The sequence below is a fragment of the Desulfobacter sp. UBA2225 genome (assembly GCF_002348205.1).
GTDB classification, from domain to species: Bacteria; Desulfobacterota; Desulfobacteria; order Desulfobacterales; family Desulfobacteraceae; genus Desulfobacter; species Desulfobacter postgatei.
On record NZ_DDYV01000269.1, the window covers coordinates 1 to 18,011 of the forward strand.

The following is an 18,011-nucleotide window of genomic DNA, read 5'->3' on the forward strand; positions in this document are numbered from 1 at the left end:
ACGAGCTTGACTATATCGGCATTGAGGATCAGATGGGACAGGACAGCGTCACCGTGGTGGAATGGCCGGATCTTCTCATTGAAACCGGCTTTGAATTTGATCTTCACATCCATTTTGAATTTGATGCCGACTTTAATAGAAAAATAACCTTTTCTCCATCTGGACAAGCCGGAATAAATCTGCTAAGCAATCTATCCCTGTAATAAATATATTAATAAAAGCTAAAATTTTGGGAGACACAATGGCTTTACGGGTGCAAAAATTTGGCGGCACATCTGTGGCAGATCTCGAAAGGATCTCCACGGTGGCCGACCGGGTACAAAAGGCCCATGAAAACGGAGACCGAATGGTGGTGGTGCTTTCGGCAATGGCTGGTGTGACAAACAATCTGATCAACCTTGCCAGGCAGGCATCCGAAAACCCTGATGAAAGGGAACTGGATGTGCTGCTGGCAACCGGAGAACAGACTACGGCGGCCTTAATGGCCATGATGCTCAAATCAAGAGGGCTTAAAGCCAAATCTTTCTTAGGTTTCCAGGCCGGCATCCAGACCAACCATATGTCAGGCAAAGCCAGAATCCGGGAGATCGACAGCCAGAACCTGCGTGGGGCACTGGATGAGGGGAATATTGTCGTGGTGGCAGGATTCCAGGGTGCGGACGACCACGGGGATATCACCACTCTGGGCCGGGGCGGATCCGACACCTCGGCCGTTGCCATTGCCGCATCACTCAAAGCCGATGTCTGTGAGATCTTCACTGACGTGGACGGGGTGTACACAACCGATCCAAGGATATGCCCGCAAGCCAGGAAAATCAACAGAATTTCCTATGATGAAATGCTTGAAATGGCCATTCTGGGAGCAAAGGTTCTCCAGATCAGGTCTGTGGAATTTGCAAAAAAATACAATGTGCCCGTGCATGTCCGGTCATCATTCAATGAGGAGGAAGGAACCATGGTTGTCAACGAAAGCGCGGATATGGAAAGCCCGGTGGTGTCAGGCATCACCTGCGACATGAATGAAGCAAGAATCACGTTCAAACGCGTCCCGGACCAACCCGGCATCTCCGCCAAGGTTTTCGGGGCCCTTGCCGAAGCCGGGATCTCCGTGGATATGATCATCCAGAACTCCCGCAACGGAGGCGAAACAGACACCGGCGGCGAAACAGACCTGACCTTTACCGTAACCAAGGATGATTTTAACCGGGCAATGAAAATTTCCGAAAAATTGGCGAATCAGATCAATGCCGGCGAAATAAGAACCGCCACCGATATTGCCAAAATATCAGTCATCGGCCTGGGGATGAAAAGTCATTCCGGCGTGGCTGCGGTGATGTTCAAGGCCCTGGCCGAAGAAAACATCAACATCCGTATGATTTCAACCTCTGAAATCCGTATTTCATGCGTTATTCAGGCCAAATATGCGGAACTGGCCGTCAGAAGCCTGCATGCCGCCTTTGGTCTGGACAAGGAACAATAATTTAAAACGGGTTTTTTCGCTGGTTTTTAATGCCGGTCTGTCAGGTGGCCCTACGCAGCAGGGCCGCCTGACAGACCGGCTTCAATTTCCAGGGCCACCCGTTCAGCGGCCCGGGCCGGGTCGTGGGCATCCCGGATGGGCCGACCAATGACGATATAATCAGAACCCGCCTGCACAGCCTTAGCCGGGGTGACAACCCGTCTCTGGTCATCCCCGGGTGTCAGGCACCATTGGGGCCGAATCCCCGGCGTAACAGCCAGGCACCCTTTGCCCAGTTGTGCTTTCAACATAGCGGTTTCCTGCCCTGAGCACACCACACCGGCACATCCGGCCTCCATGGCCATACGGGCCCGCAGCAGCACCAGCTTTTCCGGCGCATTAACATATTCATCCTTAAACCCCTGGGCACGAACCGTATCTGCGTCATTGTCCGTAAGCAGGGTCACGGCAAGCACTTTGGTTTTTCCGGCATTTTGAACGGCAGACTCAAGCATTTTTTGTGAGCAAGCCCCGTGGACTGTCACCAGATCCACCCCGAGATCCGCCACCCGGGCCATGGCCCGACCAACCGTAGCGGAGATATCATGCAGCTTCAAATCCAGGAAAATCCCTGCACTGGACATCTTTCTGACCATCCCTATCACAGCCGGACCCTGGCGGATAAACAGTTCAAGGCCTATTTTAAACATGCCCACCCGGTCGTCAAGCTGCCGGATATGAAACTGGGCCGCCTCCATGGAAGGAAAATCCAGAGGAAAAATAATGTATTCTTTTGCTGTTGTCTGCATAATCGCCCTTTGCGATCTTAGGGGTTGAAACATAATAAAAAAAATTATTCGGATCTTACCACAAAAGGCGTTTTTTTGCTTTAAAAAAATACGAGCAAAAGCGGTGTACCCCATAGTTAGTGTCTGCCTGGCAATAAGAATTTTTGTTGATTCGTTCGCTGTTTTTATGGTAACAAGTCAGTTGTCCTTGTCATTTTCCGAATGTCAATTTTTATAAGATTTTTATAAGATGTAGATGTAACGTAATATTAACAACTATTAATTCCGGTCCCATTTAAATTTAACGGAAAGGGAACTCAATGTTAAAAAACTTATATCTTGATTCCCTGGAAACCTCCGGAAGATATCTTCGAATCATTCTCAAAGAGATCGCCGAGCTTAAACTTCCGTATACGCCAATTGTTTATGCGGTCTGGTATGAGTATGTTTCGGGCCAGAATCCCAAACTGAGCAAGAATATTCAGGCAATCCGTAAAAAAAAGGAACTTATAGACTATCAAACGGTCCTTGAATGGTTCAGAGAGCACGTTTCCGACAGGCAAGTGTTTATCACCGAAGAACAAACCAGAAAAGCGGGAAACCTTCTTGAGGGAATCACCTCACGCCTCACCGAGGGTGGAAACCTTATGGAGCGGCAGGGAGACCGGCTCAAAGCACATATCGAGAAGCTGGACAGTGCCTCAAACCAACCGGATATCAAAAACATTTGCCGGGACATTGTTTTGGAAACGCATCGGATCATTGACCGCAATACCGAGCTTAAAAACGATATTCACAGCACCGTCACTGAACTTCATGCGCTAAAGCTGGAACTTGAAAACCTGAGAAAAGCGGTAAAAACTGATCTGCTCACAGGACTTCTTAACCGCCGTGGTTTTGACGATGCCATTGAGAAACACATGGAGGATGCCCAGGAAGAGACCGCACCCTTAAGCCTGATCATTGCAGACATCGACCGGTTTAAACGAATAAATGACAACTATGGCCATCTTACCGGAGATAATGTACTCAAACTGATATCCAAACTTATACAGAGACACATCAAAGGCAGAGATATTGCCTGCAGGTTCGGCGGCGAAGAATTTATCATGGCCTTGCCCGAAACCAAAAGGGACGGCGGTTTTGCCCTGGCCGAACAAATCCGTACCAGCCTTGAAAAAGTGAGATGGCAGTCCAAAAGCTCAGGCAAGGATATCGGGACGATCACCATCTCTTTAGGCGTGGCCCAGCTCATTCCCGGCGAAGACTTAAACGCCCTTATTGCACGGGCAGACAAGGCCCTTTATGCCGCCAAGAAAAATGGCCGAAACCGCACGGGCACGCACAATGGCAAAGAGGTGATTCTTCCTTGAAAAAAAACAGGTACACCCTGACCATGCTGGTTGAAAATGAACCCGGGGTGACGGCCAGAATAACGGGGCTTTTTGCCGGCAGGGGGTATAACATTGAAACCATCTGCGGTGCACCCACGGCAAATCCCAAAATGTCCAGGATCACCATCACCACCCACACACGCCCGGAAATTTTAGAGCAGTGCATGAAACAGATCAAGGGGCTGATAAACGTCATCAAGCTCAGAGACATGACCGGCCAAAAGGCGGTAAAAAGGGAAATGGCCCTGATCTGTGTCAAGGCCCTGCCTGAAAACCAGGATGATATTAAAGCCCTGATTCAGGAATTCAACGGCACCATGATCGATGAAGGCAATCAGCACTTTATTTTCGAAGTATGCGGCAACGAGGATACCATTGACATTCTTCTTGAAAAGCTGTCACCTTTCGGCATCAAAAAACTTGCCCGGTCCGGTGTGCTATCTCTTTACCGGGAACCCTGATTCAAAGTTAGATTAAGATTGAATCCTTCCGACAATTAATGATAATTAAGGCTATTTTAACGGCAATCAGTATCTGTATTTTTATCTAATGAACCATATACAAAACCATCACATTCCCGCAGGCCGCTTCAGGGTGGGGAGAAAATCTCCTCAAATATTTCAGGCCTGCCTTGGCACCTGCCTGGGCCTGGCGCTCTATGATCAAGAGCGGAAAGCCGGAGGGCTGATCCATATCCTTCTACCCTCCCCGCTGGGAAATGCGGGCTTCAAAGCGGACACCCCCGGAAAATATGCCTCCACGGGCATTCCCATGTTGATCAACGAACTTACACGCATGGGATGCACCACAAAGGCCCTGAAGGCCACCATTGCAGGCGGGGCTCTGGTCGGGCCTGTTTCCCGCATAGACCTGGGCCTGGACATCGGGGGCCGCTCTGCAGAGATTGCCCGCCGTATATTAAAGGAACAAGGCATTGAAACTCTAAGGTCTGAGACCGGCGGTTTTTTTGCGTGTACCCTTGAACTGGACATGATGACCGGCAAAACAAAAATTGCGCCGGTCTGGCAAACAGCCATTGCACCGGGCGCCATTGCACCGGTTTCGGGTCCTGAAGCCATCCTGGAGACCATTGACAATCTCCAACCGATCCCCCAGACCGCATTAAAAATTTTAAGGATGTTCAATCAGGATGCCCACAGCATTGATGATATTACCCGGGAGCTATCCCAGGACCAGGTACTGTCCGCACGGACATTACAAATGTGCAACTCCGTCCTTTTTGCGGGCATCATAAAAATTGACACGCTCAAGGATGCAGTGATGATCCTTGGCGAGGAAAGGCTGGTTAAAAGTGTAATAACAACAGCCATTGAGAGCTATTTTGGACAGGTCGGCCCATCAGGCTATTCCCTATGCAAGGGAGGACTTTTTTTCCATGCCCTGGGTGTGGCTTGCCTTGCAGAACGGCTGGCAAGGCAGAGCGGTTTAGCTCATCCCTCTCAGGCGTATATGGCAGGACTGCTGCACGATATCGGCAAGGTTGTTCTGGACCAGCATATATCAGCGCATTTACCGTTTTTTTTTCGTACCCTGGGGGATGAAAAGCAAAGTATCATCCACGCTGAAGAAAAAGTTCTGAACTTCAACCACTGTCGGGCAGGCGTGATCCTGGCGGAAAAATGGGGCTTTTCAGACGCACTGACCGAAGCCATCCGCTGTCACCATACCCCTGAAGAGACAGGAGGCCACTCACATCTGGTGGAAATTATTTACCTGGCGGATCAAATTATGGAAAAATTTTTCACATTTTTTGATATTGATAAACCAGATGCCCTGCACCTGGAAGCTATCATAAAAAAATTGGATCTGGACGGTGCATCCCTGGTCCGGTGCATCGACGATCTGCCCTTGGATATACTGACACAGGATCTGACGGATGAAACAAGCAATACCTGATAAGCATTTACAATTAAAATCCCTGCCCGGTGTAGATCATATTCTTGCCCTTGCCCAAACAGATGACAGATTTGCACGGATACCGCGCAGCCTCGTGCTTGAATCTGTACGAAGAGCCATTGACAATACCCGCACAAAAATACGTGAAGGCAGCCCTGTCACAATCAATGATGAAGCTATAATAAAGCAGGCAGCCCTGCTCGCTGCCCAGAAAATGAAAAACCGGCTAACCCCTTTGATCAACGCCACAGGCGTGGTCCTGCACACCAATCTCGGCAGGGCATTGCTCTGCCGGGATGCCTTAGATAATATCATGGCGGTCGCATCCGCTTATTCCAATCTTGAGCTCAATCTTGTAACAGGCAAACGTGGCATCCGTTACGCGGCAATTGAAGAGCTGATCTGCGAATTGACCGGGGCCCAAGCAGCCATGGCCGTAAATAATAATGCCGGTGCCGTACTGCTGGCCTTAAATACCCTTGCCCAAGGACGCCAGGTTATTGTTTCCAGAGGAGAGCTTGTGGAGATCGGCGGCTCCTTCAGAGTGCCGGACGTAATGATAAAAAGCGGGTGTATTTTAAAGGAAGTGGGGACCACCAACCGTACCCACCCCCATGATTACACCAATGCCATTACCGCAGATACAGGACTTTTACTCAAGGTCCATACCTCCAATTATAAAATTGAAGGATTCACCACAGCGGTTTCTCTCAAGGAACTGGTGGACATTGGAAAGGCTCATGGAATTCCGGTAATGGAAGACTTGGGCTCAGGTACGCTGATTGATTTGAGCGCATTCGGGCTGCCTTCCGAACCCCCGGTTTTTGAACAGGTGGCCTCGGGTGCTGACGTGGTCACCTTCAGCGGAGACAAGCTCTTAGGCGGTCCCCAGGCCGGTATTCTTGTCGGCGCAAAACAATGCATGGACCAGATCAAGGCCAACCCGCTGACCCGGGCCCTGCGTATTGACAAAATGACTCTGGCCGGTTTGGAAGCAACTCTCAAGCTTTACCGGGACACCCTGGTGGCGGTTGAAGAAATTCCCACCCTAAGAATGCTGACCTTGTCCTACGAACAAATTTGCCGGGATGCAGAGGCTCTGTTCTCGCTGGTTACAGACGCGGTGGGGAACCAGGCAGAACTTGCCCTGGCAGATATGACCTCCAGGCCGGGCGGAGGGTCCTATCCCGGACTGACCCTGCCCACCCGATGCCTGACCATCCGCCCCAAAACCATGTCCGTAACAGCTTTGGACAGAAAACTGCGGGCCTTTGATCCGCCCGTCATGGGGCGTATTGAGAACGATCGGTTCATCATTGACCCCAGAACACTTCAACCCGGACAGGAGAAGATTCTTGCCAACATTTTAAAAAAACTGATAGATTAATTATTTATGATGCTAAAATTCATTGCAAAAGAACTTCAATTTTTAAAAACAACCGGGGATGCCCCTGAGCTTACCCCCCCCGAAATTTACTATTCAGACCTGATTATGCAGCCATCAAAGGAATTCGCAATTTTTTCCCGGCGTATAGCCGATACCTGCGCATCCCAAAAAACATTTATCACGGCGGCCATACAGATTGATCCGGCAGCGCCGGAAAAGACGATTGACACTGCCAATGATATATTTGACGCCTGCTTTCATTCGGTGCTGGATGAAGACAGAGGCATCTGGGAATGCCTGGACCCGTTCACTGCCATCTTTGCGTTCTGGGGTTATCAAGCACCTACCCAAGGGAAAAAACTGCTTGACCTGCTCAATGAAAAAATTTCCCAGGCCGTGAATGCCAAACTGATCATGGGAACAATTGCCTTCCCCTTTCATGATTTTCCGGTTGAAGAGATGGCAGGATGCGCGCTCAAAGCCCTGGACCATGCAGCTTTTTTTGGCCCGGGCCATGCTGTTGAATTTGACGGCCTGTCCCTGAATATCAGTGGAGACCGGCTGTTCCAGCTCAATAACATTGACGCAGCCATTACTGAATACGAAAAAGGGCTTTCCATTTCTCCGACTGATTTCAACCTGCTCAACAGCCTGGGCGTTGCCTTTGGGGTGGACGCCTGCCTGGACAAAGCCATGGAATTTTTTGAAAAAGCCAGAAAAATCAATCCCGAAGAGGTGATGGTCATCCACAATATCGGCCTGATCCACCGGATCAACGGTAAAAACGATTCGGCCCTGGCATATCTTAAAAAAGCCCATGGGATTGACCCGGATCTATTTGAAATTGAGTTGCTGTTGGGCCATCTTTTATTCAAGGAAAAAAAATTCGACCCCGCCATTAAACACCTGGATGCCGCTATCCGGCTGAAACCCGAGTCAGGCACAGCGTTTACAATCAAAGGCAAGATCCTTCTGGAAAGGCAAAATGCCGCCGGTGCAGCAGCCCAATTCAACCAGGCCGTCAAACTCAATCCCAATGATCCCGAAGCATTGTCCGGATATGCCAGGGCCATGGCGTTACAGAAAAGAAATCTGCCCATAGCCCTTAGCTTTGCAAAAAAGAGTCTGGCTCTGGACCCTGGGAATAAACAATACAGACAATATCTTGAAGAAATTCAAAATCTCTACGGCCGGATTGCAGAAAAAAATCAAGACCGTTCCATCAAATCAGCCTGATACCGCTGCGTAAAAGGAACCTAAAACAAGAGGAAACAAATGAAAGCGCTGATCCGAAAAACTGTTCAGGATGCTATTGAAACCAAGCAAAAATTCTTTGCAACGCATGAGGATCTCATTGAAACCTGTGCCCGGCAAATGGCAGAGACCCTTGAAGCCGGGGGAAAACTGCTGCTTTTCGGCAATGGTGGCTCTGCGGCAGACTGCCAGCACATTGCTGCAGAATTTGTCAACCGGTTTCAGATGGAACGTAAACCATTACCCGCCATTGCCCTGACCTGCGACACCTCAATTATCACCAGTATCGGCAACGACTACTCCTTTGATGAAATTTTTTCAAAACAGGTCCAGGCCCTGGGACACAAAAAGGACATAGCCATTGGAATTTCAACCTCGGGCAACTCTGCCAATGTGATCCGGGCGGCAGCCGTGGCAAAGGATCAGGGACTGACCTTGGTGGGATTTTCCGGGGCCGGCGGAAAGCTCAAGGAAATCAGCGATATTGCCTTTTGTGTGGACAGTCGCGTAACAGCGCGTATCCAGGAGGTCCATATCACCCTGGGTCATATTCTTTGCGACCTTGTCGAAAGGATGCTGTTCCATGACCAATAAAAACATCCCCAATAAGAAAGGGGATGGGCAGCCCCCCCTGTATTGCTCAAAACCGGATCACGCAAAGCTGGATTACTCAAAACTTTCCACCTATTCGATTAAAAACAGGAAAAGCCTGGTATCCCGGGATGATTTTGCAGCCCCCTGGACAAAGGGCGCAGGCCTTGGGACTTTTTTTGACCGGCTGCCCGCCATTCTTGCGGGCAAAGATATCCGGAATGTGATTGATGCCATTGCAGGAGCCGCTCAAAAGAATCGCCACGTCTGCTTTGGCATGGGCGGCCATGTGGTCAAAACCGGCATGGCACCCATCCTGATTGATCTCATGGAAAAAGGCGTAATCACCCATCTGGCCATGAACGGATCATGTATCATTCATGATTTTGAGGTGGCATTCACCGGCCGCACCAGTGAAGATGTAGCCGAAAGTCTGGCCTCTGGCAGCTTCGGCATGGCCAAAGAGACCTCGGAACTGCTCAACCAGGCCATTGCCATGGCCCATGAACAAAAAACAGGACTGGGACGGGCCGTGGGTCGGCTTATCGAGGATCTGAACCTGCCCTTTAAGGAGTCAAGCCTGACCGCTGCCGGCACACGCCTGGATTTGCCCGTAACTGTCCATGTGGCCATTGGTACGGACATTATTCACATGCACCCGGGCTTTGACGGCGCTGCCTGCGGTGCGGCAACCCTTCATGATTTTAAGACCCTGGCATCAACCATAGCAGACCTTGAAAACGGTGTATTCATCAATGCGGGGTCAGCTGTTATTCTTCCTGAAGTATTTTTGAAAGCCCTGACCCTGGTCAGAAACCTGGGCCATCAGGTGAATGATTTCACCACGGTAAATCTGGATTTTATCCGGCATTACCGACCCATGACCAATGTGGTCAACCGCCCCACCCAGGGCCGGGGCAAAGGGTATGCCATTGTCGGGCATCACGAAATACTGATTCCCCTGATCGCTGCAGGCGTGATTGAGGCCCTTTAGACAAAAACAGAATTCAGCCGATTTCCATCAAAAAAAATCGATTTATTCTTGTATAAACAAGCGGTAAACGATATAAATTTCATAGTCAAAAAATTCATGTCCGGCACTGATTAGCGGCATTATTAAACAACATTTTATCAATTTTGACACTGCCAGTATCAGCACCAACCAAATAATAGTCAATATAGATGATATGACGGTTACGATGACTAAATAATTCGTCAAATATGAATTACCACCCCATTGAAAACACTGTTGGATGAGCACTCCAGAAGAACTGACCCGATCCATATTGAAAACCCACGAACAGGATTTGCTGTCCGTGGTGCGCAAAATTCATCAAACACCGGAACTTTCAGAAAAAGAGACCCGGGCATGTGCCTGGCAGACAGATCTGCTGAAAACCTGGGGGTTTTCTGTGGAAACGGGCTATAAAGGCCTTGCCACGGCCTTTAATGCAACAGCAGGCCAAAACGGACCCCATATCTGCTTTATGGCTGAATACGATGCCCTGCCCGGCATGGGTCACGGGTGCGGTCATAACCTGATTGCCGGTGTGGCATTAGGGGCGGGCGTGGTGGTTAAAAATCTTTTGGCCCACCATCATTCACCCGGCAGGGTTACGGTAATGGGCACCCCTGCCGAAGAGCAGCGGGGCGCCAAGATTGATCTGATCAAGGCCGGTGCCCTGAAAGATGTGGACCTGGTGCTCATGGCACACCCCTCGGATGATGCCACATCTCCTTATGCCGGAGAGTCCGGCATAAGACAATTCATGGTCTCGTACACGGGGAAAACCGCACATGCAGCGGATTGTCCGGAAAAAGGGATCAACGCCCTGGACGCGCTGCGGCTTTTGTTCAACGGTGTGGACGCCTGGCGCCAGCAGCTCACTGAGACCAGTCGGGTTCATGGGGTGATCCGGGACGGAGGCCAGGCTCCCAACATTATCCCGGATTTTGCCCGGGCCGAGTTCTATTTACGTGATTTTGATCTTAATTTTCTTGATCAGATGCAAGTCCGGTTTGAAAATATTGCCAAAGGCGCGGCACTTATGACCGATACAACGCTGAAATTTTCCGCAATCCCCAACCCTTATAAACCCGGTATTCCCAATGATCCGCTCAATCAGGCCTTTTTCTCTCTTGCCCGGGATGCAGGCATGCACCCCAAATGGTCGGAACCGTCCCGTGCCTCCTCGGATTTCGGAGATGTCACCTATGAAGTACCTGCCATGCACGCCTATTTTAATATTACCCAAGATGATCCGGGTATTATTATTCACTCCAGGGAATTTTCCCAGGCTGCAGCAACGGACTTTGCCTTTTCACAGATGAAAAAAATTGCCCGGATTCTTGCCCAGATTGCCTGGCAGTTCTTAACTGAACAAGATTTCAGGCACAAAGTTAAGGAAGCCTTCCACTTTGACAAAAAGAGAGCACTCCCGCCCTGACACTTCCAAGCTATCATAAACCATCCGGCAGCAATGCAAATTATTGAATCATGCCCTTGAAAAACAAGCCCTATAGCCTTATATTGTTACGCTATTTCTAATTATAAACTAATAAAAAGGGGCGGAAGAATGCCGATTTATGAATATACCTGCAACGCTTGCGGTAAAAACTTTGAAACCCTGGTAATGGGCAGTGATATACCGACATGCCCGGCATGCAGCAGTGAAGACCTGGCACGACTGATGTCAAAATGCGGATTTGTCTCCAAATCAACAGGCCCCGGCGGCCAGATTCAGACAACAAAATCAGCGGGCAGTTCCGCCTGTGCCGGCTGCTCCTCAACAAATTGCAGTTCCTGCAGTTCCAGCGCAACGATCGGATGAACATGAAATCAACTATCTGTATCGGCACCCGGGGAAGCACGTTAGCCCTGTGGCAGGCCAACCATGTAAAAAACAGCATTGAAAAAAATTTTCCGGACACCCGTATTGATATAAAAATTATCAAAACCACGGGCGACCGGATAACGGACCGTCCCCTTTCCATGGTGGGAGGCAAAGGCCTTTTTGTCAAAGAGATCGAAGCGGCACTTTTAGACGGCAGTATTGATCTGGCCGTTCACTCCATGAAGGATATGCCGGGTGAACTGCCCCAAGGACTGGTGATCGGGGCCATACCGGAACGAGCCAATCCCTTTGATGTACTCATATCTGCCCAGGGAGCACTTTTCAAAGATTATCCCCAAGGTGCGGTTATCGGCACATCCAGCCTTCGCAGAGGCTCCCAGCTTAAACACCTGCGCCCGGATATTGAAATCAAATCCATCCGGGGCAATCTGGATACCCGGCTTAAAAAAGTCAAATCCGGTGAATATGCGGCCATTGTTCTGGCGGCTGCCGGGCTTGAACGGTTGGGCCAGGGCAGCGAGATCACCGAGTACCTTGCAGAAACCGACATGGTTCCGGCGGTTGGCCAGGGCGCGCTTTGCATTGAAACCCGGGAGAATGATCCGGACATGGCAGAAATTTTATCGACCCTTGACCATGATCCCACGCGGATCTGTGTGACCGGGGAACGGGCATTTCTCAAAGCGATTGAGGGCAGCTGCCATATCCCAGTGGCCTGTTTCGGCAAGATCCTGGACAATCGGGTCATGCTTACCGCGGTGGTGGCATCGGAAGACGGCGAATCCTTAATTAAAGAAACCATTGAATCAACCCCTGAACAGGTGGCCGAAAAAGGCCGGGAACTGGCAAAACTTGTTCTTGAGAAAGGCGGACAACGCATATTGGAGGCACTTAATATCCCATGACACAGACCAGGGGCAAGGTTTATTTGATTGGTGCAGGCCCGGGAGACCCAGGGCTTATCACCGTAAAGGCAAAAGAGTGCATTCAATCTGCGGATGTGGTGGTTTATGATTACCTGGCATCTCCCGTTCTGCTTGATTATGCGAAAAAAGAGGCTGAAATTATCTACGTGGGCAAAAAGGGAGGGGATCACACCCTGACCCAGGAGAAAATCAACCTGCTTCTGGTGGAGAAGGCCAGAGAAGGCAAAAGCGTGGCCCGCCTCAAGGGCGGGGATCCCTTTGTTTTCGGCCGCGGCGGGGAAGAGGCCCAGGAGTTGCTGTCCTATGGCATCAGCTACGAGGTGATTCCCGGTGTCACGTCCGCAGTGGCGGCCCCGGCCTATGCCGGGATTCCTGTGACCCACAGGGACCATACCTCCTTTGTCTCCTTTATAACCGGTCACGAACGGCCCGATAAAAAAGAGTCCCGGATGCAGTGGGACATATTTGCAAAATCCGACGCCACCCTGGTCTTTCTGATGGGGGTCAAAAATTTATCTAATATCGTAACAAAACTGATGGAACACGGCAAACCGTCTGACACCCCTGTAGCCCTGGTACGCTGGGGAACCACCACGCGCCAGCAGACCGTAACCGGCACCCTTGACACTATCGTTGATGCGGTTGAAAAAGCAGGGTTGAAATCCCCCGCCATCATTGTTGTGGGGCATGTGGTCTCGTTACGGGACGAACTGGCCTGGTTCGACAAAAAACCTTTGTTCGGAAAAAAAATTGTGATTACCCGGGCCCGGGCCCAGGCCTCCGGCCTTGTAGCCGAGCTTAACCGCCTTGGTGCCCAATGCATCGAGATCCCCACCATTAAAATCGCACCACCTGAAGATAAAAATCCGTTGGAAGCAGCCATTGATCACCTGGACCGGTATGACTGGCTGGTGCTGACCTCGGTGAATGGCGTAAAATTCTTCTTTGACACCCTTTTTGAAAAGGGAAAGGATGTCCGTGCCCTGGGGCATCTTAAATTTGCCTGCATCGGCCCTGTGACCAAAGAACGCCTGGCGGACTATGGCATTATTTCCGATATTCTCCCCGAAACATATCAGGCGGAATCTGTTGTGGATGCGTTTTCAGGCCTTGATATGACCGGCAAAAAGGTATTGCTGCCCCGGGCCAAAAAGGCGCGCACCATCCTGCCCGAACAACTGACACGCATGGGCGCCCTGGTGGATGAGGTAACCGCATATGAGACCCGGCTGGCAGATGAGGGGAAAGACCTTCTCATTGATATGCTCAAGGCTGGGGATATTGATGCAGTAACCTTTACCTCATCTTCCACGGTAACCAATTTCTTGACTCTGCTTGACGGCCAAAACGTCCCTGCCCTGCTTGAAGGGGTGATTCTTGCCAGCATCGGCCCCATCACGTCGGATACCATCCGGGCCAAAGGGCTTGCTCCAGATATTGAAGCGGATTCTTTTACCATTGAGGGTCTTATTGAAGCACTGCTCGAACATTATGAAAAAGCCCTGCCCAGTGTTGCAGACAATTAAAGGATACGATGATTGCCGGAACCAGGCAGATAAATTATCTGAGAATTTCCGTTACGGATCGGTGTAATTTCAGGTGCATATATTGTATTCCTGCAGCACCCTTCAAGCGCATTGAGCATGACAGCATTGCCCGGTATGAAGAAATCTTAAGGATTGTCCGCCTTGGCTGTGATATGGGCATCACCAAAGTCAGGGTCACTGGCGGAGAACCCTTTGTCAGAAAGGGTATTTTCTCCTTTATCCGCCGGTTATGCCGCATTCCCAAGTTAAAAGATATCTCTATTACCACCAACGGTTCCTGCCTGAACCCGGATAAACTACAAGAGTTGATGGATATGGGCATCCAAAGGCTCAACTTCAGCCTGGATACCCTGGTGCCGGAAAAATTTATCCGGATTACCCAGCGGGATCAGTTCCAAAGGGTATGGGACAATATTATGGCAGCCCACGACATGGGCATATCACCCATAAAAATCAACACTGTGGCGTTAAAAGGCTTCAATGATGATGAAATCCAGACCATTGCCGGACTGACCCGGGAATACCCCTTTCATGTCAGGTTCATTGAATACATGCCCATGGGAGATACAGATGTGGATGCAGACCGGCAAATCCTGACCCGGGACATTAAAGATATTATCATTAACACCCATGGGCCTTTGGCGCCAGTCCCTAAAGGAATAAATGACGGACCGGCAAAAACGTACAGACTGACCGGGGCACCGGGAATATTAGGCTTCATCACACCTGTAAGCTCACATTTCTGCAGTGAATGTAACAGGTTGCGCTTAACTTCCCGGGGAACCCTTCGCCCCTGCCTGCTGAGCAACAATGAAACCGATATTCTCACCCCCCTGCGCAACGGTGCCGATGATGAGGCATTGAAACAACTCATGGTAACAGCTTTGAAAGACAAACCGTTATACCATAACTTGGAGAAGAGAACCGCCCGGGATGTGCCGTTGAATCATATGACATCCATCGGTGGATAATGCGCCGCCAGTGCCTTAAATTTTTTTTATTTTTTCGTTAGTTTTTTAATTTACGGAGATTTATATAAAACCGGATCCGTCATGGAAATACCGCGACATCTATTAGAGCGAATGAAAAGAAACGAGGAAATAGCCAGAAAATTCAACGAAATTGAGATCAGCATTCTAAATATTCTGAACTTTAAGGATTTTTTTAAACGACTTCTGTTCCAAATTGCAGATAAATTCAGCATACCCCATATCTGGCTTTCAATTATCCAGGAAAGTACTATTTATGAGCAGCTTAAGGACAGCAGTGAATCCGAAGTCCTGAAATCAGCGATTGCTTTTGTGGATCAAGAACGTTTTCTTTCCATTATCAAGGACCAAAAACCGGTACTGGCCAATAAGAATTTAATATTTTTCAAGGATTTGATGCCTGATACCCTGACCGATCCATTAGGATCCCTTGCCATAGCCCCAATAACCCTGGATGGCAAACTTGTGGGCAGTATTAACCATGCAGATGTCGATGCTTGCCGTTTTCAGCCCGGCATTGACACTTCTCTTCTGGAGCAGCTGGCCCAGAAAGTATCCCTGTGCCTGTCCAATGTTACTGCCCATGAACAGTTGAAATTTCTGGCCTATCATGATCCTTTAACAGGACTGTTTAACCGAAGGGTTTTTGAGCGCATCCTAGACCGAGAATTTTCAAGGGCAAAACGATATGATAGCGAACTGTCACTTATTTTTTTTGATTTTGATGATTTTAAAACGATTAACGATACTGCCGGGCACAACATCGGCGATGAAGCCCTGTGCTTTTTTGCAAATACTATAGCCCGATTGAAGCGGAAACAGGATATCGTGGCCCGGCTTGCCGGGGATGAATTTGTTGTACTTTTACCTTCCACACAAAAAAAACGTGCCGAACGATTCATCAAACGGGTTAACGCGCATTTTGAAATCAATCCCCTGGTTTCCGGTGAACATATGTTTAACATCCAGCTCAGCCATGGCATCTCCAGCCTATCTGATGACGGCGTGTCTGATCCATCCGGACTGCTTAAAATTGCCGATTCAAAAATGTATCAACACAAAACCGAAAAAAAAAACGCTAATCCAAAATTTTTTTTTCAGGGTCATGCCCCTATAATACCCTTCTTGGTGCAGATCGCTTTTCTTTTCCATTTTTTATGGCTTTTTACCCAAGTTTATATTAGAATTTTTCCATAATGCGATAATTCAGTCTAAGGAATTTCCACAGCCATTGATCACATTACCCAAAATCAGGAATCTTAAGCTCAGGAACAAACTACTGCTTTTCTTTCTCATCCTTTTTGCGCCATTAATTCTTATATCCAAAACACTGGTCTTTATTCAAAGTCAGAAAATAGACGAAATCTCCACACCCTTTAGCACATTCGCCACATTAATTACCCTGGATATTTTATTTTTTCTTTTGGCTTTTTGGGGGTTGGCCTATCTGTTGTCACGATTCGTCACCAAACCATTAGAAAAATTTACACATATTCTTCAGAACAGTAAAGAAGGCGACTACAGAATTCGCCTGAACCATAATACCCAAGATGAGGTTGGAAACCTTGCCCGGCATTTCAATGCGTTAATGATACGCATAGACAAATATAATGACCAGAATCAAAAAACCATTCACACCCAGGATGCGCTTATAGCAGCAGAGAAAGAACGTCGCAAGCTTCTTAGCAAATTACAAAAGGCACAAAAAATGGAGGCAATCGGCACCCTGGCCGGAGGGATTGCCCATGATTTCAATAATATTTTGTCCAGCATTTTTGGTTATGCACAACTTACCCAGATGAACTGGGATAACCAAGAAAAACTGAACAAGCACATGAATCAGATCATTAAAGGAACCCAGCGGGCATCTGATCTTGTTAAGCAAATTATGACTTTCAGCCGCCAGACGAAGAACGAAAAGAGACCGTTAAAACTCTACCTTGTGCTCAAAGAAGCACTCAAATTTCTTAGGTCTTCCATACCCACCACCATTGAAATGGTAACTCAGGTGGAAACTGTAGACATGGTTAATGCAGACCCTACCCAAATGCATCAGATGATAATGAATCTGTGTACAAACGCCTATCGTGCCATGATGACATCCGGTGGGACTCTGACGGTAAGCTTGACCACAGTTGATCAGATTCAGCCTGGACATCAGAGCAAAGACTACTTTCAGCCCGGACCGTTTTTAAAACTGATGGTTAAAGATACCGGCCATGATATGGAGCACAAAAACAAGGAAAACCGGGAGACAGAGTTAGGGGTTGCTGCCATTGTCAAGGGCATTGTCGACGATCATAAAGGCCTATCCTACATTGAAAGTATTGCTGGCCGAGGGACCTCATTTTTTGTTTATCTGCCGGTTGTTGGGAAAAATGATTCATCATCAGGCAGTCTTACAAAAATTGATGTATCCCTGAATCCGGGCAAAGAAACCATAATGATAGTGGATGATGAGCCTGATATCCTGGCTTTAATTGAAGAACTGCTTAACAAATTCGGTTATTCGGTTCATCCATTTAATAACGGGGAAACTGCCCTGAATGCCTACAGGCAATCCCAAATTAACTTTGACATGATAATTACCGACATGACCATGCCCCGCATGACAGGTATTGCCCTGGCTGAAGCCATATTATCTGAAAATAAGAAGATACCCATAATTTTATGCTCCGGTTATAATGAAACCATTACCCGGTCCGAAATCGGAGCGATAGGTATTCAGGCGTTCCTTGAAAAGCCTTTGGATACACACCTGTTACTCAGGACCATTAGAACATTGTTTGACAACGAAAAAAGCTTTGACAGGGTCTAATGTTACTGTCAAAGCTTTCAATCGGGAATCTATCGCCTGAATGGGCATGGTTTTAAAATCATACCCATCCCGAGATATGATTGATA

General features: G+C 48.6%; 16 protein-coding genes and 1 pseudogene. 16 read left to right on the forward strand and 1 reads right to left on the reverse strand.

Going from position 1 to position 18,011, the window contains the following annotated elements:
- Both B3D59_RS13645 and B3D59_RS13650 read left to right on the forward strand, forming a co-directional pair.
- Nucleotides 1–203, forward strand: a pseudogene (locus tag B3D59_RS13645) (tRNA (adenosine(37)-N6)-threonylcarbamoyltransferase complex ATPase subunit type 1 TsaE); the annotation flags it as partial.
- 38 nt (nt 204–241) lie between these two features.
- Nucleotides 242–1,480 carry an aspartate kinase gene (locus tag B3D59_RS13650; RefSeq protein ID WP_286820469.1) on the forward strand — a complete coding sequence of 413 codons (1,239 nt, stop codon included), beginning with the start codon at nt 242–244 and terminating at the stop codon, nt 1,478–1,480.
- Nucleotides 1,481–1,530: 50 nt separating this feature from the next.
- Here B3D59_RS13650 and pyrF read toward each other — a convergent pair whose 3' ends face one another.
- Complete coding sequence (gene pyrF / locus B3D59_RS13655) at nt 1,531–2,268, reverse strand: orotidine-5'-phosphate decarboxylase (protein ID WP_286820471.1); 738 nt, start codon at nt 2,266–2,268, stop codon at nt 1,531–1,533.
- 299 nt (nt 2,269–2,567) lie between these two features.
- Between pyrF and B3D59_RS13660 the strand changes: the two genes are divergently transcribed.
- The 14 genes from B3D59_RS13660 (at nt 2,568) to B3D59_RS13725 (ending at nt 17,925) form a co-directional block, all read left to right on the forward strand.
- Nucleotides 2,568–3,620, forward strand: coding sequence for a GGDEF domain-containing protein (locus B3D59_RS13660; protein ID WP_286820473.1), 1,053 nt, complete (start codon nt 2,568–2,570; stop codon nt 3,618–3,620).
- Nucleotides 3,617–4,102: an acetolactate synthase small subunit gene (gene ilvN / locus B3D59_RS13665; RefSeq protein ID WP_286820479.1), complete on the forward strand. Its 486-nt coding sequence runs from the start codon at nt 3,617–3,619 to the stop codon at nt 4,100–4,102. The genes B3D59_RS13660 and ilvN overlap by 4 nt, the downstream gene beginning before the upstream one ends.
- A gap of 88 nt (nt 4,103–4,190) precedes the next feature.
- Nucleotides 4,191–5,558 carry an HDOD domain-containing protein gene (locus tag B3D59_RS13670; RefSeq protein ID WP_286820483.1) on the forward strand — a complete coding sequence of 456 codons (1,368 nt, stop codon included), beginning with the start codon at nt 4,191–4,193 and terminating at the stop codon, nt 5,556–5,558.
- Nucleotides 5,539–6,945 (forward strand): L-seryl-tRNA(Sec) selenium transferase, encoded by a 1,407-nt coding sequence (gene selA / locus B3D59_RS13675; RefSeq protein WP_286820485.1) that lies wholly within the window; start codon nt 5,539–5,541, stop codon nt 6,943–6,945. Before B3D59_RS13670 ends, selA begins: the two co-directional genes overlap by 20 nt.
- Before the next feature lie 6 nt (nt 6,946–6,951).
- Nucleotides 6,952–8,181, forward strand: a complete 1,230-nt coding sequence (locus B3D59_RS13680; protein WP_286820491.1) for a tetratricopeptide repeat protein — start codon at nt 6,952–6,954, stop codon at nt 8,179–8,181.
- A gap of 39 nt (nt 8,182–8,220) precedes the next feature.
- Nucleotides 8,221–8,793 carry a D-sedoheptulose-7-phosphate isomerase gene (locus B3D59_RS13685; RefSeq protein ID WP_286820497.1) on the forward strand — a complete coding sequence of 191 codons (573 nt, stop codon included), beginning with the start codon at nt 8,221–8,223 and terminating at the stop codon, nt 8,791–8,793.
- Nucleotides 8,783–9,784, forward strand: coding sequence for a hypothetical protein (locus tag B3D59_RS13690; protein WP_286820499.1), 1,002 nt, complete (start codon nt 8,783–8,785; stop codon nt 9,782–9,784). The genes B3D59_RS13685 and B3D59_RS13690 overlap by 11 nt, the downstream gene beginning before the upstream one ends.
- 259 nt (nt 9,785–10,043) lie before the next feature.
- Nucleotides 10,044–11,237: a M20 family metallopeptidase gene (locus B3D59_RS13695; protein ID WP_286820501.1), complete on the forward strand. Its 1,194-nt coding sequence runs from the start codon at nt 10,044–10,046 to the stop codon at nt 11,235–11,237.
- A gap of 129 nt (nt 11,238–11,366) precedes the next feature.
- Nucleotides 11,367–11,621 carry an FmdB family zinc ribbon protein gene (locus B3D59_RS13700; protein ID WP_286820507.1) on the forward strand — a complete coding sequence of 85 codons (255 nt, stop codon included), beginning with the start codon at nt 11,367–11,369 and terminating at the stop codon, nt 11,619–11,621.
- A 2-nt stretch (nt 11,622–11,623) separates the two neighbouring features.
- A complete protein-coding gene (gene hemC / locus B3D59_RS13705; RefSeq protein ID WP_286820510.1) occupies nt 11,624–12,550 on the forward strand; it encodes a hydroxymethylbilane synthase in 927 nt (308 codons plus the stop codon).
- Nucleotides 12,547–14,097, forward strand: a complete 1,551-nt coding sequence (cobA, locus tag B3D59_RS13710) for a uroporphyrinogen-III C-methyltransferase (RefSeq protein ID WP_286820513.1) — start codon at nt 12,547–12,549, stop codon at nt 14,095–14,097. The genes hemC and cobA overlap by 4 nt, the downstream gene beginning before the upstream one ends.
- 8 nt (nt 14,098–14,105) lie before the next feature.
- Nucleotides 14,106–15,089 (forward strand): GTP 3',8-cyclase MoaA, encoded by a 984-nt coding sequence (gene moaA / locus B3D59_RS13715; protein ID WP_286820516.1) that lies wholly within the window; start codon nt 14,106–14,108, stop codon nt 15,087–15,089.
- A gap of 81 nt (nt 15,090–15,170) precedes the next feature.
- A complete protein-coding gene (locus B3D59_RS13720) occupies nt 15,171–16,304 on the forward strand; it encodes a sensor domain-containing diguanylate cyclase (RefSeq protein ID WP_286820517.1) in 1,134 nt (377 codons plus the stop codon).
- Nucleotides 16,305–16,338: 34 nt separating this feature from the next.
- A complete protein-coding gene (locus B3D59_RS13725) occupies nt 16,339–17,925 on the forward strand; it encodes a response regulator (protein ID WP_286820520.1) in 1,587 nt (528 codons plus the stop codon).
- The last annotated feature ends 86 nt before the right edge of the window (nt 17,926–18,011 follow it).